The sequence below is a fragment of the Shewanella sp. ECSMB14101 genome, assembly GCF_000773485.1.
Taxonomy (GTDB): Bacteria; Pseudomonadota; Gammaproteobacteria; order Enterobacterales; family Shewanellaceae; genus Shewanella; species Shewanella marisflavi.
The window spans coordinates 73,287-96,284 of record NZ_JSFF01000006.1; the positions used below are offsets into that span (position 1 = coordinate 73,287).

At 53.0% G+C, this 22,998-nt stretch carries 23 protein-coding genes; 12 read left to right on the plus strand and 11 right to left on the minus strand.

Annotated elements, in window-relative coordinates; translation table 11 throughout:
• Positions 1–88: 88 nt before the first annotated feature.
• The gene (locus NY07_RS07390) at positions 89–418 is read right to left on the minus strand and encodes a DUF3622 domain-containing protein (RefSeq protein WP_033538710.1); all 330 of its coding nucleotides are present in this window, start codon (positions 416–418) and stop codon (positions 89–91) included.
• A 321-nt stretch (positions 419–739) separates the two neighbouring features.
• Here NY07_RS07390 and NY07_RS07395 point away from each other — a divergent pair, with 321 nt between their 5' ends.
• Both NY07_RS07395 and NY07_RS07400 read left to right on the plus strand, forming a co-directional pair.
• Positions 740–2,173, plus strand: a complete 1,434-nt coding sequence (locus NY07_RS07395) for a DEAD/DEAH box helicase (protein ID WP_033538711.1) — start codon at positions 740–742, stop codon at positions 2,171–2,173.
• 141 nt (positions 2,174–2,314) lie between these two features.
• On the plus strand, positions 2,315–2,752 hold the full coding sequence (locus NY07_RS07400; protein WP_052125542.1) for a GFA family protein: 438 nt from the start codon (positions 2,315–2,317) through the stop codon (positions 2,750–2,752).
• A gap of 45 nt (positions 2,753–2,797) precedes the next feature.
• On the opposite strand, the gene NY07_RS07405 is transcribed toward NY07_RS07400, so the two are convergent.
• The 3 genes from NY07_RS07405 to NY07_RS07415 form a co-directional block, all read right to left on the minus strand.
• On the minus strand, positions 2,798–2,998 hold the full coding sequence (locus NY07_RS07405; RefSeq protein WP_033538712.1) for a hypothetical protein: 201 nt from the start codon (positions 2,996–2,998) through the stop codon (positions 2,798–2,800).
• A 704-nt stretch (positions 2,999–3,702) separates the two neighbouring features.
• Complete coding sequence (gene dbpA, locus NY07_RS07410; RefSeq protein WP_033538713.1) at positions 3,703–5,109, minus strand: ATP-dependent RNA helicase DbpA; 1,407 nt, start codon at positions 5,107–5,109, stop codon at positions 3,703–3,705.
• Between the two features lie 203 nt (positions 5,110–5,312).
• Positions 5,313–6,722: an MFS transporter gene (locus NY07_RS07415; protein WP_033538714.1), complete on the minus strand. Its 1,410-nt coding sequence runs from the start codon at positions 6,720–6,722 to the stop codon at positions 5,313–5,315.
• Between the two features lie 315 nt (positions 6,723–7,037).
• On the opposite strand from NY07_RS07415, the gene NY07_RS07420 reads away from it, so the two are divergent.
• The gene (locus tag NY07_RS07420; RefSeq protein WP_033538715.1) at positions 7,038–7,349 is read left to right on the plus strand and encodes a hypothetical protein; all 312 of its coding nucleotides are present in this window, start codon (positions 7,038–7,040) and stop codon (positions 7,347–7,349) included.
• On the opposite strand, the gene NY07_RS07425 is transcribed toward NY07_RS07420, so the two are convergent.
• Positions 7,346–7,546, minus strand: a complete 201-nt coding sequence (locus NY07_RS07425; protein WP_033538774.1) for a YheV family putative zinc ribbon protein — start codon at positions 7,544–7,546, stop codon at positions 7,346–7,348. The two genes, NY07_RS07420 and NY07_RS07425, sit on opposite strands and share 4 nt — an antisense overlap.
• Positions 7,547–7,720: 174 nt before the next feature.
• Between NY07_RS07425 and NY07_RS07430 the strand changes: the two genes are divergently transcribed.
• Together NY07_RS07430 and NY07_RS07435 are read left to right on the plus strand one after the other, a co-directional pair.
• Positions 7,721–9,631: an ABC transporter ATP-binding protein gene (locus NY07_RS07430; RefSeq protein WP_033538716.1), complete on the plus strand. Its 1,911-nt coding sequence runs from the start codon at positions 7,721–7,723 to the stop codon at positions 9,629–9,631.
• 48 nt (positions 9,632–9,679) lie between these two features.
• Entirely contained in the window at positions 9,680–10,135 is a 456-nt protein-coding gene (locus NY07_RS07435; RefSeq protein ID WP_033538717.1) for a TIGR02444 family protein, read from the plus strand.
• A gap of 35 nt (positions 10,136–10,170) precedes the next feature.
• Here NY07_RS07435 and NY07_RS07440 read toward each other — a convergent pair whose 3' ends face one another.
• Together NY07_RS07440 and NY07_RS07445 are read right to left on the minus strand one after the other, a co-directional pair.
• The gene (locus NY07_RS07440) at positions 10,171–11,769 is read right to left on the minus strand and encodes a GMC family oxidoreductase (RefSeq protein WP_033538718.1); all 1,599 of its coding nucleotides are present in this window, start codon (positions 11,767–11,769) and stop codon (positions 10,171–10,173) included.
• A 63-nt stretch (positions 11,770–11,832) separates the two neighbouring features.
• Entirely contained in the window at positions 11,833–12,339 is a 507-nt protein-coding gene (locus tag NY07_RS07445) for a twin-arginine translocation signal domain-containing protein (RefSeq protein WP_033538719.1), read from the minus strand.
• Between the two features lie 135 nt (positions 12,340–12,474).
• On the opposite strand from NY07_RS07445, the gene NY07_RS07450 reads away from it, so the two are divergent.
• The 3 genes from NY07_RS07450 (at position 12,475) to NY07_RS07460 (ending at position 14,676) form a co-directional block, all read left to right on the plus strand.
• Positions 12,475–13,449 (plus strand): hydrolase, encoded by a 975-nt coding sequence (locus tag NY07_RS07450; RefSeq protein WP_033538720.1) that lies wholly within the window; start codon positions 12,475–12,477, stop codon positions 13,447–13,449.
• A complete protein-coding gene (locus NY07_RS07455; RefSeq protein ID WP_033538721.1) occupies positions 13,443–13,706 on the plus strand; it encodes a YheU family protein in 264 nt (87 codons plus the stop codon). Before NY07_RS07450 ends, NY07_RS07455 begins: the two co-directional genes overlap by 7 nt.
• A gap of 82 nt (positions 13,707–13,788) precedes the next feature.
• Positions 13,789–14,676, plus strand: a complete 888-nt coding sequence (locus NY07_RS07460) for a phosphoribulokinase (protein WP_033538722.1) — start codon at positions 13,789–13,791, stop codon at positions 14,674–14,676.
• A gap of 353 nt (positions 14,677–15,029) precedes the next feature.
• On the opposite strand, the gene NY07_RS07465 is transcribed toward NY07_RS07460, so the two are convergent.
• Positions 15,030–15,743: a tetratricopeptide repeat protein gene (locus NY07_RS07465; protein ID WP_373681774.1), complete on the minus strand. Its 714-nt coding sequence runs from the start codon at positions 15,741–15,743 to the stop codon at positions 15,030–15,032.
• A 508-nt stretch (positions 15,744–16,251) separates the two neighbouring features.
• Between NY07_RS07465 and crp the strand changes: the two genes are divergently transcribed.
• The 4 genes from crp to NY07_RS07485 all read left to right on the plus strand — a co-directional run bounded on the left by crp (position 16,252) and on the right by NY07_RS07485 (position 19,420).
• On the plus strand, positions 16,252–16,887 hold the full coding sequence (gene crp, locus NY07_RS07470) for a cAMP-activated global transcriptional regulator CRP (RefSeq protein ID WP_011864391.1): 636 nt from the start codon (positions 16,252–16,254) through the stop codon (positions 16,885–16,887).
• An 82-nt stretch (positions 16,888–16,969) separates the two neighbouring features.
• Entirely contained in the window at positions 16,970–17,308 is a 339-nt protein-coding gene (locus NY07_RS07475) for a PepSY domain-containing protein (protein ID WP_081953791.1), read from the plus strand.
• Positions 17,309–17,417: 109 nt separating this feature from the next.
• On the plus strand, positions 17,418–18,092 hold the full coding sequence (locus NY07_RS07480; RefSeq protein ID WP_033538723.1) for a response regulator: 675 nt from the start codon (positions 17,418–17,420) through the stop codon (positions 18,090–18,092).
• Positions 18,089–19,420 (plus strand): ATP-binding protein, encoded by a 1,332-nt coding sequence (locus NY07_RS07485; RefSeq protein ID WP_033538724.1) that lies wholly within the window; start codon positions 18,089–18,091, stop codon positions 19,418–19,420. The genes NY07_RS07480 and NY07_RS07485 overlap by 4 nt, the downstream gene beginning before the upstream one ends.
• 57 nt (positions 19,421–19,477) lie before the next feature.
• Here the strand turns inward: NY07_RS07485 and NY07_RS07490 are convergent, their stop codons facing one another.
• The 3 genes from NY07_RS07490 to astA all read right to left on the minus strand — a co-directional run bounded on the left by NY07_RS07490 (position 19,478) and on the right by astA (position 22,905).
• Entirely contained in the window at positions 19,478–20,278 is an 801-nt protein-coding gene (locus tag NY07_RS07490; RefSeq protein ID WP_033538725.1) for a DUF1338 domain-containing protein, read from the minus strand.
• A gap of 137 nt (positions 20,279–20,415) precedes the next feature.
• Entirely contained in the window at positions 20,416–21,876 is a 1,461-nt protein-coding gene (gene astD / locus NY07_RS07495) for a succinylglutamate-semialdehyde dehydrogenase (RefSeq protein WP_033538726.1), read from the minus strand.
• 9 nt (positions 21,877–21,885) lie between these two features.
• Entirely contained in the window at positions 21,886–22,905 is a 1,020-nt protein-coding gene (gene astA, locus NY07_RS07500; protein WP_033538727.1) for an arginine N-succinyltransferase, read from the minus strand.
• Positions 22,906–22,998: the final 93 nt, after the last annotated feature.

A 22,998-nucleotide genomic window follows, 5' to 3' on the forward strand; every position in this document is an offset into this window, starting at 1 on the left:
GGCAGTTACGAATTTCATCTCCACTAACGCAAAAAGCCCAGCAGATGCTGGGCTTTTTTATGGTTCTTCGCATATGTTGTGCGAGCGATTACTCGTCGTCTTCGTCGAACAAGTCGTCATCGCTCTCGCCTGCCGCATCACGCTCGGCGCGCCACTTCTCGGCGGCAGCTTCTTTATCGGCAAGCGCCTGATCACGCTCGGCGCGTTGCTTGGCGCGGCGCTCGTTGCGCACCATCAGGTTTTCAACGATACCTTTTAGGGTCTCATCGCCCCAGGCGGTCGCCTCGGCTTCAGTGGCAAAGCCAGTTTTTGATTTAGTCACCACTGTCTTGCGCGCCGTCATACGACGAGTCACTTCAGCGGTCCAGCTACCTTCGGCTTCGATCACGCGAAGACCGTATTTCTTTTGTTGTGTCATGTTAATTTCCTAATTCGATCTTCGAGTGCAAACTTGCCGCTCATTGAGGGAAACAGTCGATGAATTTATCCACTGTCGTCAGAAAGGCGGCTATTGTAGTCTCCTCTGGATAAAACTCAATCATTAGCGCGCACAATTCGCTAAAAAAGATCCCTCTAACCAGGCGCTAATAAGCATAAAACCTAGCACCAATCCCCGCCCTGGCCCTACGGCGATCAGGCGAATTAAATAGCACTTTAGCCTGTCTTACTGTAAGCTGCACGCCCGCCAGTGCACTTGGCCCCGTATTTTGCTGCCCTTTGTAGCCCAAGAGACCCATCTATGAGTTTTACCTCCCTAGGTTTATCCGCCCCCATTTTAAACGCCGTAACCGAAAAAGGTTATCTGACGCCGTCCCCCATCCAGGCCCAGGCAATACCCGCCGTCTTGTCAGGCAAGGACGTGATGGCCGCCGCGCAAACCGGGACAGGCAAGACCGCAGGCTTTACCCTGCCGTTACTCGAGCTACTAAGCAAGGGACCACGTGCCCGCAGCAAACAGGTACGCGCCCTGGTGCTCACCCCTACTCGCGAATTAGCGGCGCAGATCGCCGAAAGCGTTACCACCTATGGAAAGCATCTGCCTCTTCGCAGCGCCGTGGTATTTGGCGGTGTCGGCATTGGGCCGCAGATCAGTCAACTTAAGCGCGGCGTCGATATCCTAGTGGCCACGCCAGGTCGTCTGTTGGATCTCTACCAGCAAGATGCCCTAAGCTTTAGCCAGCTGGAGGTCTTAGTCCTGGACGAAGCCGACCGCATGTTGGATATGGGCTTTATTCACGACATTAAGAAGATCCTGGCCATCTTACCGACCAAACGTCAGAACCTGATGTTTTCGGCCACCTTCTCCGATGAGATCCGCACCCTGGCTAAAGGGCTGGTTAACAATCCGGTGGAGATCTCGGTTACGCCACGTAACACCACGGCTAATACGGTACAGCAGCTTATCTGCCCCGTGGATAAGAGTAAGAAGTCGGCGGCCCTTATCGCCCTCATCAAACAGAATAACTGGCAGCAGGTATTGGTATTTAGCCGTACCAAACATGGCGCCAACCGTCTGGCCAAGACCCTGGACGGCAAAGGGATCACCGCAGCGGCAATCCACGGCAACAAGAGCCAGGGCGCCCGCACTAAGGCGCTGGCCAACTTTAAGAGCGGCGATGTACGCGTACTGGTCGCCACTGATATCGCCGCCCGCGGCCTAGATATCGATCAACTGCCTCAAGTGGTCAACTTCGATCTGCCCAATGTGCCCGAGGATTATGTGCATCGTATCGGCCGTACCGGTCGCGCCGGCGCCGACGGCAAGGCGATCTCTCTGGTTAGCAGCGAAGAAGCTAAGCTACTGGTGGATATCGAGCGCCTGATCGGCAAGCAACTACCCCGCACCGAGGTAGAGGGCTTTGAGCCGACCCACGAGCTGCCTGAGACCACGCTGACACCTAAGCGCCATGGACAGCACAAGGGACCTCGTAATCCCAAATCAGATGGCAACCGCAACTTGCGCAGCGGCCAGCCCCAGAAGGCCAACAGGCCCAAGGCAGATAATGAAGGCCAAAGCAAAGGTCGCTCGGGCAATGGCAAGCCTGCTAGCCAAGGTCAGGCATCTGCAGGTAAGCAACAAAGTGCGGGCCAAGGCAAGAGCGAGCACAGAGACGGTAACGCCCCAGCGCGTCGCAGACGTCGCCGCCCAAGCCAAGCGACTCCTAAAGTCTAAGCTCACAGATAGCGGACATACGACCGCAATTAGCAAAATAAGCCTGTCATTTGACGGGCTTTTTTATTGGTCAGGCACTAGCGTTGACTTAGCTTGGGAATTTACCGACAGTATGGCTTTGGGCATGGAGAGGCGTATGACATGACAACAGGCGAAATAGACCAAGTAGACAAAACAAACACCTTGAGTGGCGGCTGCCTGTGCGGTGCCCTGCGCTACCGGGTATCGGCCGAGCCCTTTGACAGCGATTACTGTCACTGCAGCCAATGCCGCAAGAGCACAGGCGCGATGGCCGCCTGCTGGATGGATTTTAAGACCGAGCAGGTCAACTGGCTCAAGGGCACGCCCAAGGAATTCGCCTCATCTGACACCATTCGCCGCGGCTTTTGCGACCAGTGTGGTACCAGCATCAGCTATCGCAGCCTGGATTACCCAGATTACTACACCCTGAGCATCGCCTCGCTGGATAATCCAAACGCTGTGGCGCCCAGATATCATATTCACACTGATCAGCAGCCAGACTGGCTCATAATAAGCGATAACCTGCCCAAGTACCGCCAGAGCCGCAGTCAGGGCTAACGCAAGATGGTTATCTTTGAGAGCCTTGTCGGCAGCTTGGCTCATCTATTTCTTTAGTGAACTAGTGCAAATAAAGGTCGGAGTGTCATATATATCAGGACGCATCTCGTAGGGCCGCTCGCCCTGCTCTTGCGCCTCTTCCTTCTCCTTGAGAAAGTAGGTGATGTTAACCAGTTCGGCATTATCGAAACGCTCCCCAAGGGTGAGGCGCTCCTCCTTTGCCGGTATACCTGTGGCGATCACCATGTTATGTCACATATTTGCCTGTTTCTTCTAGAAAAATAATAGCTTGTCTTAGGGAGAATTCAGTGCGGTTAAATCGAAGAGACGTTGGATACCGAGTGTAGATACGCCGGTGACCTTCGGTTTCAGGGATGAAACCGCAGAGCGGCCAAGGATGGCGCACAGCGTGTCACAGGCGTATCTGCACAACCCCCGCCGGGCAGGCGTTAGATCGCAATGAAGGTACGACCTTCAACTCATTTATTAAATGAGGATGTCGCCAAATGCTAATTAAGCAAACTATAGAAATGCCAAACCTTCATTCTAAGGCCAACACACTTTAGGGCAAAACCAAATCAGCTTTTTGCCCCCTCTTCACACCGAACACGGCCAAATCGGAGAGACGTTAGATACCGAGTGTAGATACGCCGGTGAGCTTCCGAAACAGGGATGTTTCGGTAGAGCCTATAGGGAAATATTCAAATAACATCCGTGTTTAAATGCCCGTTCGGCATCCATGCCTCTCGTTCGTAAGCACGAAGCTGCGCTTCACTCACCGTCTCACAGGCGTAGCTGCACATAAAGCCTGCGGCAGGCAATAAGTATCCATGAAGGTATGGCCTACAAACAAACTCCCCTATACCAAATCCCGCCAAACACCAGACAACAAAAAAGGAGCCAACCTCAGTCAGCTCCTTTTCAATCACCGCGCTATATTACGCGATTAATTAATTCAACTCCCACGCCCGATAACTCTTACCCTTGAGCTTACCTTTGACGATCTTATTGAGCGCCTTGCGCAGCACCTTACGATCCACCGCCACATAAGAGCGAAACTCGGTGATCTTAATCTTACCCACTTCACTGCCCTCGATGCCGTTGTCACCGGTGAGGCAGCCTAAGATATCGCCTGGACGTACCTTCTGCTTCTTACCACCATCGATCTGAATAGTGACCATTCTAGGCTGCGGCGGCAGGGTATTTAGCAGACTTTCGTCTGGTAACTCTTCCCCGTCTATCTCGCGGCCAATAAGGTCCGCCAGTAGTGTTATCTTGTAACCATCTTCGTGATTAAAAAAGGTGTAGGCCGCGCCCTTGCTGCCGGCACGTCCGGTGCGGCCGATGCGGTGAATGTGCACCTCGGTGTCATAGGCCACATGGTAGTTGACCACCATGTCTAAGGCGTCGATATCTAGGCCGCGGGCGGCTACGTCGGTCGCCACCATGATGTTGGCACTCTTGTTGGCAAACTTGAGCAGCATCTGGTCGCGATCCCGCTGCTCCAGATCACCGTGCAGTGACACCACACTAAAACCGGCGTTAATTAATTTCGCCGCCACATCTTTGGTTTCACGCTTGGTATTACAGAAGACCACAGCGCTCTCGGGGCGATGAGCCAACAGCAGAAGCTGCAGCGCCTTCATGCGATCATTGTTATTGCTGCACTCGTAGAAGTGCTGCTTGATGCTCTCGCTGTCATGCTGGGCCTCGACCTTTACCATGAGGGGGTCGATCATGATCTGCTCGCTAAGCCCCTGGATCTGCTCGGGAAAGGTGGCGCTAAACAGCAGGGTTTGTCGCTCGCGCGGCACCGACTGCATGATGGCATCCAGCTCGCGCTGAAAACCCATTTCCAGCATACGATCCGCCTCGTCGAGCACCAACATGTTGACGTTGTCGAGATCTAAACGACCTCTGTCTAAGTGATCGATAATGCGTCCCGGTGTACCGACAATGATGTGGGCTCCGTGTTCCAGCGAGCCTATCTGCGGCCCCATAGGCACACCACCACACAGGGTGAGGATTTTAATGTTATGAATACCGCGCGCCAGGGTACGTAGCTCAGCCGCCACCTGATCCGCCAGCTCACGGGTAGGACACATCACCAGAGACTGAATACGAAAACGCTTCACATCCAGACGGTTAAGCAGCCCTAAACCAAAGGCGGCCGTCTTACCCGAACCCGTCTTCCCCTGACCTATGACATCCTGTCCATTGAGAATGGCAGGCAGACTCTGGGCCTGAATAGGCGTCATCTGATGAAAGCCTATGGATTGCAGGGTCTCAAGCAAAGCGGGTTTTAGCGGCAGGCTATCAAAAGCCCCGCTTGGCGTAGTAGCGTCAGATTGACTCACGGTAATGTCCTAATGATGTGTCTCGATGAGACTCGGCGGTCTCAAACACAAGTAATGCAAATAATAGATGGCCGCAGCCGTTGAGTCGGATCAAGGGCATGCGTGAATATGGCGGCGATTATAGCAGCAAATACTCACCAATGCTGCCTATTGGAAGGGAATTTAATCAAAGCCGCCGCGAACCGTCGCGGCGGCTATCCTGCTTATGCGGTGGCCAGTTCCGCATCTGAGTCAGTCTTGGCATCGATACGCTTGATCACGGCGCCATAAACGATCAGAGAGACCGCCGAGATACTGGCGATTACGGCAAACACATACCAGATGTAGTGGGCATGAGACGAAGCCTCAACCCAGGCGGCATGGTCGCTAAAGTTACGTGGATCTGGGCAGTAGGCTTCCAGCAGGTAACCCGACAGACCAAAGCCCAGCAGCGAGCTGATGAAGGAGTGCAGGTGCGAGAAGCCCAAATAGAGCCCCTCTTCGCCTTTAGGCGCCTGCAAGGAAAAGTACTCTAGGAAGCGCGGCGAGATAAAACACTCGGCCAAGCCCTGAAATACGATACCGACAATCATCATAGCCGCGATAGGGTGCATGCCTAAGATGGTCTCAGTACCGGCAAACATGTTGCCAGAGGCCATCAATAGTGCAGACACAGGCATGATAAACATCCCCACAGTCATAGAGGTCAGCGCGCTACGCTTAGCCATCATACCCGTGACCAGGCTGACGCAGAGGAACACCACCAGCGGGTTAACGTTGGCGTACCAAGAAGGTGATGAGCCCTCACCGGCCATACGCAGCACATACTTAGGCATGGTGGCGTAGAGCTGATGCTGCACCATCCAGAAACCTGTAATGATCAGAATTAGCGCAATTAGACGCCCATTGGCGAGTACCTTAAGCAGCGCCTGCCAGATCTCTCCCAGGCTCTTGCCCGAGCGATTCTCCTCAGTGCTCTTGAAGAACAAGAAGATACTGAAGAAGGCAATCAGCGTCATAGAGGCAGCGAAATAGTTAAGGTTAATCAGACCCAGATCGCCCATGGATTCACGCAGTGGCTTCACTACTGTCTTACCCGAGAAGGCGCCGATATTAACCATCATGTAGAAAATCGAGAAACCTTTGGCGCGGGTCTCTGTGGTGGTAGACAGCGCCACGGTACCTGTGATCACCGCCTTGATAAAGGAGCCACCTATCATGATGACGATAAGGATAGGCACAATTGCCCAGCGGATATCTGCCTCTCTCAAGCCGTGATAAACCGTCTCCTTGCCATACTCCACCAGCCCCTGAGATTCGATCAGCGCCGGAAATATCGCCAGCGACGCATAGCCTATGGTTAACAGGCCAAACGCCAACAGCAGGGCGCCGCGAAAGCCAATCTTATCGGCTAACGCACCACTAAAGGTAGGTAAAAAGTAGAGACCCGCGGAGAATGAACCCGCCAGCCAGGCGGCTTCGACATCACTAAAGCCAAGGATGCGTGACAGATAGAGGGTGATAACGATAAACACCCCATAATATGCCGCTCGTTCGAGCAGCTCGACACCGTTGGCGATCCAGAAAATTCTAGGAAAGCGCGGCGCCGCAGTGGACGTAGCTTTATTATTCATTTTTAGTCTTCCAGGCGAAAAAACACCTCAAACTACCCTGAGGCGAGCAAGGACGCAACCTTAGCGTCATGATAGGGATCAATTTTTACAAAAAGAAGCCAACAAACTGACCAAAAGACCATAACAAACGCCACCCAATGGGAGCTGAGGGAATGGAGGCAACCCTCAATGGCTGGTGCCAGGCTGTCATTCTTGTTGCCTGAGATGATGAGGCGCTAGCTCGGCACCATCGCATAAAGCACCATCGCATCAATAGCGCTTTATCGCTATCATGTATCCAATGAAATGCCCACTTACAGCAGACATTTGAGAAAAATGAGCACAACGAATATCAGCAAACAGCAACTTATCGATCAACTCACGGCATGGCAGCAGGCCAAGATAGACAATGAACAGTTACAAGACTGGATGGTGACCCATTATGATCCCGACGAGGTCAGCATAGGCCAGGGGGAGTGCGAATGGACGGTAGAGGCGATGAATATCGTGATGAACGAATATGAGATAGCCAAAACAGAGAAGTTCAGACAGGAAAACGCCCAGCTGGCGATCGACTTCGTTCTTGCCGATGAGGCGCGCTTTAACCAGACGCGCCACCTGTTTCTACAACAGGGCTTTCACGACTAGGGTTTAAACACCCCTATTACGTCTCCGGTGGCCTGCTTGGCCACCTCGGCCTCGGCCTGCTGCTCACGGTAATCGCACTCGACGCACTCAACTGTCTCGACACCCTGCTCCTTAAACAGCACTATGCTGTCCTGAGCCTGACACTTGGGGCACTTGGCACCGGCAACGAAACGTTTCTTGACTCTCACTTTACTCACGCTTGACTCAACCTGTGGTGATGATAACTCTGACGATAGGGACATTTTGCCATAAGCAAATGTAAAACACCCTATCGTATTCAAAATCTCCCCGCTAAAGAGTGGTAAGCAACACCCCAACTGGGCTATCATCCCAAGCTTATTAATCCTTAGCTATGCATCAAGTCGACCTCAATGATCACCATTTCCCAAGCGCAACTTATTCGCGGCTCCAAGACCCTATTGGATGAAGCCTCTCTGACCGTCTACCCCGGCCACAAAGTGGGCTTGGTGGGTGCCAATGGCACGGGCAAATCATCTCTGCTTGCGTTGATCATGGGGCAGCTTAGTCTGGATAAGGGCGAAATCAGCGTGCCATCGGGCTGGCAAATAGCCACTGTTGCGCAGGAGACCCCGGCATTAGATGTCAGCGCCCTGGAATATGTGATTGACGGCGACAGAGAATATCGCGAGCTGGAACAAGCCCTGAACAAGGCCCAGCTTGAGGACAACGGCCACCAAATCGCCCTGCTCCACGGCAAGATAGACGCCATTGGCGGCTACAGCATACAGTCACGCGCCGCCAGCCTGCTGGCAGGGCTGGGATTTAGTGAAGCCGAGCAGGGTAATCCGGTGAAGAGCTTCTCAGGGGGCTGGCGCATGCGCCTCAACCTGGCTCAGGCACTGCTATGCCGCTCTGACCTCTTGCTACTGGACGAACCGACCAACCACCTCGACTTAGATACCATGTACTGGCTGGAAAGCTGGATCAAGGCCTACCAAGGCACGCTAGTCCTCATTAGTCACGACAGAGACTTTATCGACGCCATCGTCGACGAGATAGTCCATGTTGAGCACCATAAGCTCAACTTCTACAAGGGCAACTACACTTCCTTCGAGCGGATCCGCGCCGAGCGTATGGCTCAGCAACAGGTCGCCTTTGAGCGCCAACAGAAAGAGCGTGCCCATATACAATCTTTCGTCGACCGTTTCCGTTACAAGGCCAGCAAGGCCAAACAGGCCCAGAGCCGCCTTAAGGCGCTGGAACGGATGACAGAGCTGCTGCCGTCGAAGGCCGACAGCCCTTTCTATATGTCATTTCGCGCCCCCGATGCCCTGCCGAATCCTTTGGTGAAGATGGAGCAAGTCTCGGTCGGCTATGGCGACACGCCAATCTTAAACCATGTGCACCTCAACCTGGTGCCCGGCGCCCGTATCGGCCTGCTGGGACGCAATGGCGCCGGTAAGTCGACGCTGATTAAGCTACTGGCAGAGCAGCTCAAGCCCATGAGCGGCATCTACGAAACCAACCCTGGCCTCAATATAGGCTACTTCGCCCAGCATCAGCTGGAATTTCTGCGCCTGGATGAGTCGCCACTGCAGCACCTGACGCGACTCGCCCCCACACACAGAGAACAGGAACTGAGAGACTTCCTCGGCGGTTATGGCTTTAACGGCGACATGGCGCTCTCGCCAGTTCGTCCCTTCTCCGGCGGTGAAAAGGCCCGTCTGGTGCTGGCGCTGCTGGTGTGGCAACGACCTAACCTGCTGCTACTCGATGAGCCCACCAACCACTTGGATCTCGAGATGCGTCACGCCCTGACCATGGCCCTGCAATCCTTCGAAGGTGCCATGATCATCGTATCCCACGATAGACACTTGCTGCGCCTGAGCTGCAGTGACTACTACCTGGTGGATGGCGGCGAGGTGAAGAGCTTCGATGGCGATCTCGATGACTACCATCAATGGTTGCTGGACGCCGCCAAAGAGGCCAATAAACCGGCCGCCTCACTTGAGGCCACGCCGGCTCTGGACAAGAAGCTGCAGAAACGCCTGGAAGCCGAGCTGAGACAGAAGCTGTCACCGCTGAAAAAATCTCAAGCCAAGCTGGAGAAGGTACAGCAAGAGTGCAGCGACAAGCTAGCCGAGCTGGAAAATCTGCTGGCCGATACCAGCCTTTATGAGGCCGACAACAAGGCCAAACTGACCCAGATCCTGGCCGAGCGTACCGAGCACACCCAGACACTGGAGGCCAGTGAGATGGAGTGGCTCGAACTGCAAGAGACCATCGAAGCCATAGAACAAGAAGCCAAGGCGCTGGGCTAACCCCCAACGCTAAGGTCAACACTCAGGCCGACACAACAAGGATGAACCATGAGCCATGTTAATCATTTCGACGCCTCCCTTTGGCAGACCTGTGACCGCCTCTATGAGAAGGGGCAACTGCTCTATCTCAAGTTGCAGGATGATTATGGCCTCAACGTCAACCTATTGCTGCTGGCTCAGTGGCTCGACGAGCAACACTATTACCTGAGCGATCAAGACTGGCAAGAGTTAGCCGACCAGGTGGCAGCTTGGGAAGAGAAGGTACTCAAGCCCTACCGCAGGCTGAGAAAGCTAAGCAAACACAATCTGGCTAAGGCAGAGTATCAGCAGATGCTAGAGGTTGAGTTGATGCTGGAGCGCAAGTCACAGGCGATGATACTCCTCCAGCTCAGACAGCTGGCAAACGAGCAGCGCAGCGCCAACCTACCCCGCTATCTCGCCCTCTATCAGATAGATCTGAAGCAGTATCAACAGTTGGCACAGACCCTGACGCCAATTAACTAAAAATTCATTGGACCAAGAATTCACTGGACTAAGAATTAACTGGCGGTCGCTCCCGTCAGCTCACTGGCCAACAGGCTGGCATTACGGGCGGTGATCCCATAGATAGAAAGCTGTGGGTTGGCCCCCAGGCTAGTGGGAAACAGCGAACCGTCCATCACAGATAGATTCTCCAGATAGTGACTACGCCCTCGGCTATCGACCATAGCGAGCATCTTATCTTCGCCCATAGGGCAGCCCCCCATCACATGAGCAGAGGCCACCACAGTCTTAAGTGGAGCCAGTGCCATCTCGGCAATCGCCTCCTTGGCCGCCTGCCAGTTCGGCAGATAAAGCATACCTTCACTCATGGGCAGTACCTTCTGCGCCCCGGCGGCAAACTGTAGCTCAGCCATACTGGCAAAGGCGCGCCGCGCAGCACGCCAGAAGGCGTCAGTCAGCGGGTAGTCCAAGGTATAGCCCTTGTCGGTCAGCATCACCTGACCGCCTGGGCTGTCGGCGTGGTAACCATCGCGGATCAAGGCGATGGTTATCTGTAACTGATTAAACTGCGCCATCAGCTCGGCATGACTCAGGCCATAGCCCAGGGACTTAGAGGCGATCAACACGGGATGAATAGGTGGCACTTCCAGCTTATAGCCCAGCTCACCGTCGGCGCCATCTTGCCAGACAAACTGATCCGAATAGATGGACTGGGGCGCGCCGCTATGACCATTGATGGCATCGTTAAACAGGGCGCCGCTGAGCACGGTCGGGTGAAGGAAAGTCCGCTTACCCAAGATCTGCTGTGGATCGGCGAGGCCAGAGCGCATCATCAGCGCAGGCGTGTGGATGGCGCCGCCGCTCAAGATATAGTGCTTGGCCTTAAACATCAGTTGTACGCCGTTAGGGCGCAGTGATTCGTTCAACGCCTGGGCCTTGAGGGCATACACCTTGTCATTGTGATGCTCTATCTTATGCACCTTGGCACGACTGACTAAGGTGGCACCACGGTCCAGTGCCGCGGGAATGGTGGTGATTAACATCGACTGCTTGGCATTAACCGGACAGCCCATGCCGCAATAGCCGGTATTCCAGCAGCCAGCCACATTGCGCTTAATGACAGTGTATTCCCAACCGAGCGCCTCACAACCTTGCTTGAGCGCCATGTTGTTGCGATTAGGCTCAAAAGGCCACTCAGTGATATTGAGCCGCTGCTCCATCTTATCGAACCAGGGCGCCAACTCCTCTTTGGAGAAACCTGTCACCGACTTGTGCTCAGCCCAAAACGCCAAGGCATTCTCTGGGGTACGGATCGAGGTGGTCCAGTTAATGGTGGTAGAGCCCCCTACCGCCCGGCCCTGAAAGATGCCGATCGCCTTGTCTTTGGTCTTCATCGACGCGGCCTGCTGGTAGAGATTGGGGTAAGCGCGGCGCTCCTCCATATTGAAGCTTTGCGACGATTTCAGCGGCCCGCCTTCGACAATAATCACAGTAAGGCCCGCCTCGGTCAGTATCTCGGCCGCCACGCCGCCACCGGCGCCGCTACCGACGATGACAACATCGGCCTCCAAGGTGCTGTTTTCGGTGAGCTGGCTGGCATCAATATGCTGCCACCCCCTGGCTAAGCCGCTTACTATGGGATCTTCAATGGCCAATGTTGCTCCTTTGCCCTGAGATTAGGGGCTTATTCTTTTGCGCTAACTATATGAAATTGTTTGTTACCCAAACAAACTGGGCTTCTCGTAATTTAGGCGTTTCCAATGTTCGGGGCAGCTATAGTAGCTGGCCATCACTAACTCCCTCAGCCCCTGATAGGCGGTAACCATAAGGTCGAGAAAACTGGTTCGCCAGGCCTCTAACATGGCCACTAATTCTTGAGGCTGCCTCATCAGCAGTGGGGTCATATTCCCCGTAAGCAGCAAAAGCCCCAGGCGCGATTCCAGCAACTCTAAAAGTTGTTCAAGTTCATCGCGGGCGTCATCGGGCAAGAGATCCATGGTTGCCACTATGGCATCTAGGGTGCGATTTTGCGCCGCTACCCTTAGCGACTGGGTATCGGGTAAGGCGCCATCGAGAAACACTGGCACCAGAAGGCTGAAGAGCAGTCGGTGGGATTGATCCAAGGAGGCACTCACTCTCACCTGCGGCGGATGATATAGGTTCACCCCCAGGGCTAAGGCGCCTGTGCCCACCAGGGCCGTGGTCAGAAAGGTGCGTCGGTTCATCTTATTCCCTGTGCTCTGTCATTGACGATATCCTATGAGCCGTCCTTAGGGAGCAAGGGCGCGCTCTAAACTATGTTACACTAGCCACACATCTAGTAATTAAACATACGTTTTAATTTTCGGCAATAGCGATTTATGACCCAGCGTACCTTTACGCCCCCTTGGTGGGCAAGAAATCCTCATGTGCAAACCATCTTGCCCGTTCTGAGAAAAGTGGATAAACCCAGCTTAACCCGTCAACGGCTGGAGCTGGAAGATGGCGACTTTATCGATCTCGACTGGTTAGCCAAACCCGCCCCTGGTGAGCCCATAGTGGTGATAGTGCACGGACTCGAAGGCAGCGCCGATTCACACTACGCCAGACGCCTGTTAAGCCGACTAAGTCAGGATGGTGTCAGCGCCTTGGTGCATCACCACCGCAGCTGCTCCGGGGTCACTAATCGCCTCGCCCGCAGCTATCACAGCGGCGATACGCAAGATCTACACACCACACTGAGCATGCTAAAACGAGACTATCCCAACTCACCACTACTGGCGGTGGGTTACAGCCTGGGCGGTAACGTGCTGGCCAAGTATCAGGGCGAACAAGGCGCCGACAGTCTGGTAGAGCGCGCCGTGGTGATCTCGGCGCCGCTGCAGCTGGGCGCCTGTGCCACCCGGCTTAAGCGTGGTTTTTCTAAGGTATATCAAAGCTATCTCATCAAGCAGCTACAGCAGAAGGTTCGCGACAAGTTGGCCATGGAGACACTGAGCGCTCAGATGCCGGTCACCCCTGCCGAAGTCGACAGCCTGACCACCTTTCATCGTTTCGACGACAGGATCACGGCGCCGCTGCACGGCTTTACCGGCGTAGAAGACTATTACCACAGAGCCAGCGGCCTGCCCTACCTTAGCCAGGTGGCTAAGCCGACTTTAGTGATCCACGCCAAGGACGATCCCTTCATGACAGATGAAGTGATCCCTAGCCAAGAGGCCTTGTCGCCTCAGGTCACCTATGAGCTACATCAGCAAGGGGGTCATGTGGGCTTTATCGACGGTGGTCATCCGCTCAAACCCAGGTTTTATCTGGAACAACGTATAGTTAACTTTCTCCTGGAGGCAGCATGTTAGTCCCCTATGAGGCGCTTTTGCAGCTCCCCGGCGACACCCTGGATAATCTGATCAAGGAGTTCCTCTTCGCGCAGACCGAAGATGGCAGTTTCGCCAGCCTGGATGACGCGGCGTTGACCCATGCCATCAAGCAGTGTCGTCAGGCACTGGCCCGCAATGAACTCGTTGTGGAGTACAGTGAAGAGGATGAATCTATCGCCATTCGTCACAGACAAAACACCCTGGCGTCATCGGGGCGAAATGATGGCCCTTATTGACCTTTAGGTTCTCCGTGCCGTATAACTATTGATTCACAAATGCTTTTGAAAAGGCGTGGCTTTAGCGCTTTTAGGTAGGAACATGTCAGCCAAACACCCAATTATTGCCGTCACCGGCTCCTCTGGAGCAGGTACCACTACGACCACGACGGCATTCAGTCATATCTTTCGTCAGCTGGGGATCAACGCCGCGATGATAGAGGGCGACAGCTTTCACCACTACACGCGTCCCGAGATGGAGCTAAAGATCCGCCAGGCGCAAAATGAAAACCGCAATATCAGTTATTTCGGCCCAGAGGCCAACGACTTTGCCAGGCTCGCACAGTGCTTTAGCGATTACAGTGCCACAGGCCAGGGCGAAACCCGCTCCTATCTTCACACCTTCGATGAGGCGGTGCCCTTTAACCAGATGCCAGGCACCTTTACTCAATGGCGCCCACTGCCGGAAAATACCGACATGCTCTATTACGAAGGGTTACATGGGGGCGTAGTGACCGAAGATTGCGATGTGGCTCAGCATGTGGATCTCCTCATTGGCATGGTGCCAATCGTTAACCTGGAGTGGATTCAGAAGATCATTCGTGACACTTCAGACAGAGGACACAGCCGCGAAAAGGTGATGGGTTCTATCGTGCGCAGCATGGAAGATTATATCAATCATATGACGCCGCAGTTCTCCCGAACCCATATCAACTTCCAGCGGGTACCCACGGTCGATACCTCTAACCCCTTTAGTGCCAAGACCATCCCCAGCCTGGATGAAAGCTTCGTGGTGATCCGTTTTCGCGGCATCAAGAATGTCGACTTTCCCTACTACCTGAAGATGATCGACGGCTCCTTTATGTCGCGCATCAACACACTCGTGGTACCTGGTGGCAAGATGTCGCTGGCGATGGAACTGATCCTGACGCCCTTGATCCGCGATCTCATGGAGAAGCGTCAGCACCTTTTGGATCTCGATAACGAATAATATTTCGGCAAATAGGTGAAGTTCAGCGAGAGTGAGTTTCACTTAAGCTTTATTTAAGTCAGCTCACATAGAATGTTTGCTATCGGGATTTCAGGCGAAAGACTGATAGTTAGTATACTCTTGGGAGTGAATTCCCCCATCTTGATCTGTTTGCTTCCTTGAGTATGCTAGCGTCCCGACACTCTTCCAGCGATACCAATCCGAAGCTAAATTATCTAATTCGTCTCCCATGATATTTAGCATTTCCGCTAAATGAGAAATGATTTCCCTAGGCGTTGCCCAGCGACAGGCATAAAAAAACGCCAACTTGCGTCGGCGTTTACGGCGAGATCTTTACAGCGAGAACACACTCATTACTGCGACAGTGGCACCACTTCACGGTAAGGTTTTTGCTGACGATAGTTTTCCAGTCTTAACTCAAACTCATCTGACTTATCATACTCTGCCGTCTGCTTGAGCGCCTTTATCGCTTTCTTTTGCAAGTCGACCGCCGAGCTATAGTCACCAATTTCGGCATAGGCAGCAGCTAGGTTATCCAGATTGGTGGGGTCTTGACTGTTCGCCGCGACCAAGCCCTTACCGATTGCCAGCGCTTTTCCGCCATCACGGTATTTGGCCTCGGGACAGGTAGAGAGAATCCACACCACATTGCCCAATGAGATCTCATCGCCCACCGCCAGGAAGTGGTCCACCGCCTTACCGCAATTGCGTGTCACACCGTGACCACCGGCGGCATAGATGAACCCCAAACGAAACTGAGCCCACTTGTCATTCTCACTGGCAAGGCTTAGATACCATCGCTCGGCCAAGGCCAGATCCCGTGGGATGATCTTACCGTCAAAGGCCAGATCCGCTATGGTCTGAGCCGCCTTCTTGTGACCAATTTCGGCAGCGCGTTCAACCCAAGTGGCACCTAACTGCGGATTGGGATCGACGAAACGACCAGAGAGATACATAAGGCCGAGCAGAAACTGGGCCTCAGACTCTCCTTGAGCCGCCTTAAGTTGAATATGGGCTAACTTACTGGCGGGCTCTGCCGCGGCGGTTGCGGGAATTGAAAACGCCATGGCTTGCTGATGCAAGGCAAACAGGGCGAACAGACCGGTAGCCAGTTTCCAAACATGCTTTGTCACGATTCAAGACTCTCCTTCACCAGTTCGTGTTATCAGCTAACAGACACGAAATAGCCACAACGTTAAGGTTCCTCTGTCCAAGGATTTACAGGGACGCAGAGGCTAACACTACCAATAATCTCCCGGCTAAGTCGAGTAAAAACCGCATTTTAATGCATGAAAATCACTAGCTTTATCTCCTGAAAGCACAGCAAGATCTTAGACAGATGTGATATGGGCAGCATTGTCAGCCAAATAAACAGGGCACCGTACGGTATTAGTTGACATATATTACTAATGTATCAAAATAAACTCCCACTATTGAGAGCAAGTTAAATTACGTTACCCGCTGCATACTTATTGCAATAATTTGATCTCTGACGAGGTTTTTGGGGTCTAATTGACGTAGTCTGCTTATTTAGCATATTCTTGTATTTACATTAATCAGTCGAGGAACACAGGCATGGCTCTGATTGGTAAGCCTAAACCGGATCCAACATTGGAATGGTTTTTATCACACTGTCACATTCATAAATACCCAGCCAAAAGCACTCTGATCCATGCAGGTGAAGACTCCGATACTCTGTATTACATAGTAAAAGGTTCTGTCGCCGTCTTGATTAAAGATGAAGAAGGCAAAGAGATGATCCTCTCTTACCTAAACCAAGGTGACTTCATCGGTGAATTAGGTCTGTTCGAAGAGCAAGCTGAGCGTACCGCTTGGGTTCGCGCTAAACAAGCCTGTGAAATTGCCGAGATCTCTTACAAGAAATTTAAGCAGCTGATCCAGGTAAACCCTGAGATCCTGATGAAGCTCTCTTCTCAGATGGCTTACCGTCTGCAAAGCACCAGCCAGAAAGTAGGTGACCTTGCATTCCTAGACGTTGCTGGTCGCATCGCGCAGACACTACTGCACCTAGCGAAGCAACCCGATGCCATGACTCACCCTGATGGTATGCAGATCAAGATCACTCGCCAAGAAATTGGTCAGATCGTTGGCTGTTCACGCGAAACTGTGGGTCGTATTCTCAAGATGCTTGAAGAGCAGAACTTGATCCAAGCCCACGGCAAAACTATCGTGGTTTATGGCACCCGCTAAGCTAACGTTAAGTTAGATTTAATAGATCTTAGTTAAAGTGGTCTGACTCCTTGTCAGGCCATTTTTTTTTAGGACAGCATCAGTGAAACCGACAGCCGTAGCCAGCACACTCATGCTTATCGTCAGCTCACTGTTAAGCCCTGCCGTACACGCTGCCATCGAACTGGAACACAACCAGGCCAAACAACTGGTCAGCGAAGGTAAAATTCTCTCTCTCGATCTCACCCTCAGCCAAGTACAGGCCTACTGTGATGGCAAACTGGTCGATGCCCACCTGTTCCATGCCCAGGGCAGATGGCAATATGATCTGCAGATCAAATCCGCAAACGGTGAACTCATCTCCCTCGATATTGACGCTACCACTGGCCAACATCAGACGGGTAAGCCCCTGCCAGACGCCTGCGTACCGCACAAAAATTAGCGCTGAAATATCCGCTTAAGACGAAAAAGTGTATTATCAATCGAGGCGTCCGATTTAAAGCGCCTCAAGAACTAGATTCAGTGCGACAACGCTAAGGTAGAAAGAAACGATGAAATTGCTGCTGGTTGAAGACAACACCCTACTGGTCGAAGAGCTTGCCAAACAGCTGAAACAGGCTGGTTATGTTACCGATGTCACCGATAGAGCCGCCGAAGCCGACTACCTCATCAAAGAGACCCACTACGACTGCGTCATCCTGGATATCGGCCTGCCCGATGGCAATGGTTTGCAGCTATTGGAAACCTGGCGCAACCAAGGCATTAACACGCCAGTGATCATGCTCACCGCCCGCAGCCAATGGCATGAGAAGGTCGAAGGCTTTAACGCCGGCGCCGACGATTATCTGGGTAAACCCTTCCACAGCCAGGAGCTGCTGGCGCGTATTCATGCGCTGATCAACCGCGCCCATGGCAAGACCAACACCGCCACCAAGGAGCTGAGCTTCGAAGGCGTAACCTTAGATGAAGGGCAGCAGAGTGTCACCGTAGGCGAGCAACATTTTGAACTCACCGCCATGGAGTTTCGCCTGCTGAAGATCTTCCTGATGTCACCCAAGAAACTGCTCTCCAAGGCCCAGCTGACCGACAAGCTGTACCAATTTGACGACGAGAAAGAGAGTAACGTGGTCGAGGTCTATGTGACCCACCTACGTAAGAAGCTAGGCAAAACGGCCATCGAGACTCGCCGTGGACAGGGTTATATTTTCCATGGCCTGAAACCATGATATCAATCCGCACTAAGCTCAGCCTCTGGCTGTCAGCCTTAGTCATCATCTCCACCTTCGTGGCGATCGTTATCTTCGAGTCCATGTTACGCCAGGCGTTTCATGACTCGATTATCGATCGTCTTGAGGAAGACTTAGAACAAGTATTACTGGCGATACAGCTCGATAACGGCGATATCAGCATTGACCCCAGCCAGGTCTCTAACTTCTATAAGCCCGTCTATTCCGGGCGTTATTACCAGCTTAATCTAAAAGATATCGAACTCAGGTCCCGCTCCTTGTGGGATCAGCGTCTAGAGATACAACCGCTGCCCAAGGGACAGACACGTGTCTGGCAAACTAAGGGGCCGCAAAACCATGATATCCAGCTACTGTCGCTAGGACTTAGCAGTGCCGACGCCAAGGTACAGGCAACGCTCACGGTCGCCCAGGATCTCAGTATCGGTCGTCAGGTATTTTCCCAGGTGTATGGCACTAAGCTGTCGGTCAACCTAGCCATGTTACTGGCCATGGTGGCGGGGATCTTTATTCTGCTAAGACAATCCTTCAAACCGATCAACGACATGCAGCAGGCCCTGATGAAACTCAGAGAGGGCGAGATCACGGCGCTTGAGGTCAATAAGATCCCACCTGAACTGGCTCCCTTGGCGCAGACCTACAACGAATTGCTGCAGTATTCGAGCAAGCAGATGGAGCGCAGCCGCAATAATCTGGGCAACCTCAGTCATGGACTGAAGACGCCGCTGGCGGTGATGCAGCAACAGGTGGAAGTCTTGGGACTGAAAGATCCCGAGACCGCCAGCGCCATGCAGAATCAACTGGATCAGATCCACAAGATGATAGAGCGCAAGCTGGCGGCGGCGAGGATCACCGGCGACATGCTACCCGCGGCGCAGATGCAACTGCCTAAAGATCTGCAGGATCTTACGCAGACCCTCACCAAGGTCCACGGTCACAAGAGCATTGAGTGCCGCTTCAATCTGCCCGACCAACTCTGTCGCCTGCCCATACACCGTGAAGACGGTATGGAGCTTATCGGTAACCTGCTGGATAACGCCTTCAAGTGGGCCAATCAAGAGGTTACAGTCTCGGCGAAATTAACCAAGGAGCAGATACTGCTCACCATAGAAGATGATGGCCCGGGTGTGGCTGACGATGCGCTTTGCCAGCTCACCCAACGAGGCAAGCGCCTGGACGAGGGCATTATGGGCCATGGGCTCGGCCTCTCCATCGTCAAAGACATTGCCGAGCAGTACGAGATAAGCCTGAACTTCGAGCATAGCCAACAACTCGGCGGCTTGAAGATCACCTTAGGCTTCAATGCCTAACATTCAGACATAAAAAAGCCGATGCAGTGCATCGCGGCTTTTTTTATCTGCCTAATATTAACCGGCGTTATTAGTGCTCTCGAAGATCTTATCCGCAGAGGCCGCCACAAAGCCTGTGTAAAGCTCGCCATCAGCCTTAGGGTAGCGCAAGGCAAACTCATAGAAACAGCTTGGAATCGTCTTCTGGGCATCTTTAAAGCTGACTTCAACCTTGTCCGCCATGGTGGATGACTGCTCCAGCAATACTTCAGCCGACCCTTTCACCTCGCCGCCGACACTGTTGAGCACGAAGTCGCCCTGCTTCAGGGTCTCGTTCACCTCAAGGATAGTGTTGTATCCAGGCAGATGGTTGATTGATACCGTAAAGTGGTTGGCACGGTAGCCGAAAGCCGCTACCCAAGCCGCATACTCGCTCTCTGCCAGTAACTGCTCATAGGTTGCATAATCCAGCTCCCAGTGACGGCCAGAATAGAGGAAGTTATCCGCAGTCGTTGCGGCTTCGTCCACCTGCTCCACCAGGCCATGGACAATGGCTTGTAGTTCGGGGCTAAATGCCTCAACCATCAGCTCAGAGATAAACACCTTTGGCTGAGTTGGATCCGGATGCTCAAAGTGCTTGGCTTTTAGCTTCTTGGCTTCGAAGTCGTAATCGCCGCAGGCCACATAGCCCAGTGACTCGAAATGCTTAGCCAGAACACTCAGGTTCACCTTGGCAATGTTGAAGGTACGTAGGGCGATATGATCGTTGATGATGGTCTCACCCTTGGCCAGTAACTGGTGAACCTTGGCGGCTGAGGGGGTCATTTCAACATAGTCGTCCCATAGGGCGGCAAATAGCTGGTTTACATCGGTATGCATCAATTTCTTCCTTAACATCATCGTGTTACCGGTCGTTATCGCGCCGGTTTGTTTTCACGATATAAGTACAACGAGAGTTTTCGTGTACGCCTATAAAAATGGGAGCAGGCAAAATACCCACTCCCATGCTTGTTTTACTAAATAGTCAAACCTGGACTCAGGCTCGCTGGCATCGCCAGCGCATCGGCCTCGACCGAAGCCACTGGGTAGGCACAGTAGTCGGCGGCGTAAAAGGCGCTCGCTCTGTGGTTACCCGATGCACCGACACCACCAAAGGGAGCCGAACCTGATGCGCCAGTGATCTGCTTGTTCCAATTGACGATACCCGCACGGATTCGCGCCAGGAAGTAATCGTAATCTTCACGGCTATCGGCCAAAATACCGGCCGAAAGACCATAGCGGGTGTTGTTTGCCAACCTGATCGCTTCGTCGAAATCAGTGTAACGCACCACCTGTAGCAGTGGACCGAAATACTCTTCGTCAGGCAGTTCGATCACCTGAGTCACATCGATAAGACCCGGAGAAACCAGACCCGTTCCAGCTTCTAGGTGCTGCAGCTCAACCAGAGGCGTACCGCCTAAGTTAACCAAGTTACGCTGAGCTTCCACCATGCCTTTAGCCGCCGTCTCTGAGATCATAGAGCCCATGAAAGGCTGTGGCTGGGCATCCCAAGGGCCAACCTTGATCTGCTTAACCGCCTCAACAAGTTGCGCCAACAAGGCATCGCCCTCGGCGCCCTTCTGTACGTAAAGACGACGAGCACAGGTGCAGCGTTGCCCCGACGAGATATAGGCCGACTGAATAATGTCATGCACGGCAGCCTTGGTATCCTTAACACCTTTGATGATAAGCGGGTTATTACCACCCATCTCAAGGGCCAGGATCTTACCCGGATGACCCGCATATTGCTGATGCAGGATATGACCTGTGCGAGAGCTACCGGTAAAGAAGAGGCCATCGATTTGAGAGTGTGACGCCAGCGCCTTACCGGTTTCCACTTCACCTTGAACCAGGTTGATCACTCCAGCCGGCAGACCCGCCTTTTCCCACAGTTTAAGCATTAGCTCGGCCGTTTTAGGGGTTAGCTCAGAAGGCTTGAATACGACAGTATTACCCGCCAGTAATGCAGGCACTATGTGGCCGTTAGGCAGATGACCCGGGAAGTTATAGGGACCGAAAACAGCCACTACACCATGCGGCTTATGACGCAGCACAGCGCGACCCGCTGGTGTATCACTCTCGGTGGTACCGGTACGCTTATGGTAGGCCGCAACCGACAGACCGATCTTACCAATCATGGCACCCGCTTCGGTGGCGGTTTCCCACTGTGGCTTACCGGTTTCTTGAGCGATCACCTCTGCGATATCGGCTTTGTGGGCCTCTAGCTGATCGCGGTAGGCTTCAATAATCGCCAGACGTGCATCGAAACCCGACATAAACCAGTCGAACTGTGCGGCGCGAGCCGCCTCAACCGCTGCGTTAACCTGTTCAGGTGTCGCCGTCTTGCTTTCCCATATGACTTCTTGATTTGCAGGGTTCTTCGAGACCACATCATGGCCCAGACCGGCAACCCACTGGCCGTTAATAAATTGACTCATCATAAATTCCTACATTGCCAAAACACGGATCTGTTCACCTTCGGCCACCAAAAGCGCACCGGCGAGTTCGGGAGAGAGGATCACCTCATCCGTTTCATCGCTGACCATCAATTTGGCCGAGGTTGCACGGTAACCCGCTAACAAAGTATTTGAGATAATAAAGCTACAGCTAGAGGCGGGCATTTCACCCAACTTAACCGTCAGCAGACGGCTCTCTCTGACCGAGCGAATGTCGTGAAGATTACACTCCACCGTCGGGCCACCATCGAAAATATCCACATAGCCACGACACCTAAAGCCTTCAGCCTGTAACAGGTTAAGCGCTGGACGAGTGTTAGTGTGTACCTCTCCAATCACCTTTTGCGCCTCTTCTGGTAAAAGACAAACATAGACGCTGTTTTTCGGCATCATCTCGGCCATAAAGGCCTTCTGCCCCAGGCCAGACAGGTAATCTGCCTGCACAAAATCTATGCCCAGGAAATGCTTCTGCAACCAACCATAGAAAGGCGAGTTACCCTCTGCGTCGCTCTCGCCACGCATCTCGGCAATCACAGTTTCACCGAAACGCTCGGCGTGCTGCGCCAGAAACAGGAAGCGGCTGCGAGACAGCATGCGACCATTGTTGTTTTTACGATAGGAATCACGCAAAAACAAAGTACATAGTTCGGCGGCGCCGGTGTAATCGTGACACAGGGTCAGAGTCTCCACTTCGTTGCGCACATCGATCTGCTCAGAGTAGTAGACCTCGGTACCCAGACGATAGTGATAGAAAGCATCGACCATGCCTACGGCGGCCTCGAGACCACAGGTACCGACCACTTCGCCAGTCTCTGTATCTTCCAGCACCATAAGATAACCTTCATCGAAGGGCTTCTCGATCTCCTTGACGAACGAGGCTTCAACGCGGGCAATCTTTTTTCTTAATAGTTCTTCATTGACAGGTAAAGACGTGAATCCATGTCCAGACTCGATAGCGATCTGATACAAGGCATCAAAATCGCTTGAGCGGATGGGGCGGATAATTAACATCTCTGAGTCTCCTCACTTGTCCTTGTCGTTCAAACGCAGACAGTCTTAACACTAAGACCAATATGACACGTTTGAGGTTCAAGTATTTCCACA

Coding starts and splice junctions, on each gene's coding strand:
- NY07_RS07390 (WP_033538710.1), bottom strand. CDS start 418: ATGACACAACAAAAGAAATACGGTCTTCGCGTGATCGAAGCCGAAGGT.
- NY07_RS07395 (WP_033538711.1), top strand. CDS start 740: ATGAGTTTTACCTCCCTAGGTTTATCCGCCCCCATTTTAAACGCCGTA.
- NY07_RS07400 (WP_052125542.1), top strand. CDS start 2,315: ATGACAACAGGCGAAATAGACCAAGTAGACAAAACAAACACCTTGAGT.
- NY07_RS07405 (WP_033538712.1), bottom strand. CDS start 2,998: ATGGTGATCGCCACAGGTATACCGGCAAAGGAGGAGCGCCTCACCCTT.
- NY07_RS07415 (WP_033538714.1), bottom strand. CDS start 6,722: ATGAATAATAAAGCTACGTCCACTGCGGCGCCGCGCTTTCCTAGAATT.
- NY07_RS07420 (WP_033538715.1), top strand. CDS start 7,038: ATGAGCACAACGAATATCAGCAAACAGCAACTTATCGATCAACTCACG.
- NY07_RS07430 (WP_033538716.1), top strand. CDS start 7,721: ATGATCACCATTTCCCAAGCGCAACTTATTCGCGGCTCCAAGACCCTA.
- NY07_RS07435 (WP_033538717.1), top strand. CDS start 9,680: ATGAGCCATGTTAATCATTTCGACGCCTCCCTTTGGCAGACCTGTGAC.
- NY07_RS07445 (WP_033538719.1), bottom strand. CDS start 12,339: ATGAACCGACGCACCTTTCTGACCACGGCCCTGGTGGGCACAGGCGCC.
- NY07_RS07450 (WP_033538720.1), top strand. CDS start 12,475: ATGACCCAGCGTACCTTTACGCCCCCTTGGTGGGCAAGAAATCCTCAT.
- NY07_RS07455 (WP_033538721.1), top strand. CDS start 13,443: ATGTTAGTCCCCTATGAGGCGCTTTTGCAGCTCCCCGGCGACACCCTG.
- NY07_RS07460 (WP_033538722.1), top strand. CDS start 13,789: ATGTCAGCCAAACACCCAATTATTGCCGTCACCGGCTCCTCTGGAGCA.
- NY07_RS07465 (WP_373681774.1), bottom strand. CDS start 15,743: ATGGCGTTTTCAATTCCCGCAACCGCCGCGGCAGAGCCCGCCAGTAAG.
- crp (WP_011864391.1), top strand. CDS start 16,252: ATGGCTCTGATTGGTAAGCCTAAACCGGATCCAACATTGGAATGGTTT.
- NY07_RS07480 (WP_033538723.1), top strand. CDS start 17,418: ATGAAATTGCTGCTGGTTGAAGACAACACCCTACTGGTCGAAGAGCTT.
- NY07_RS07485 (WP_033538724.1), top strand. CDS start 18,089: ATGATATCAATCCGCACTAAGCTCAGCCTCTGGCTGTCAGCCTTAGTC.
- NY07_RS07490 (WP_033538725.1), bottom strand. CDS start 20,278: ATGCATACCGATGTAAACCAGCTATTTGCCGCCCTATGGGACGACTAT.
- astD (WP_033538726.1), bottom strand. CDS start 21,876: ATGAGTCAATTTATTAACGGCCAGTGGGTTGCCGGTCTGGGCCATGAT.
- astA (WP_033538727.1), bottom strand. CDS start 22,905: ATGTTAATTATCCGCCCCATCCGCTCAAGCGATTTTGATGCCTTGTAT.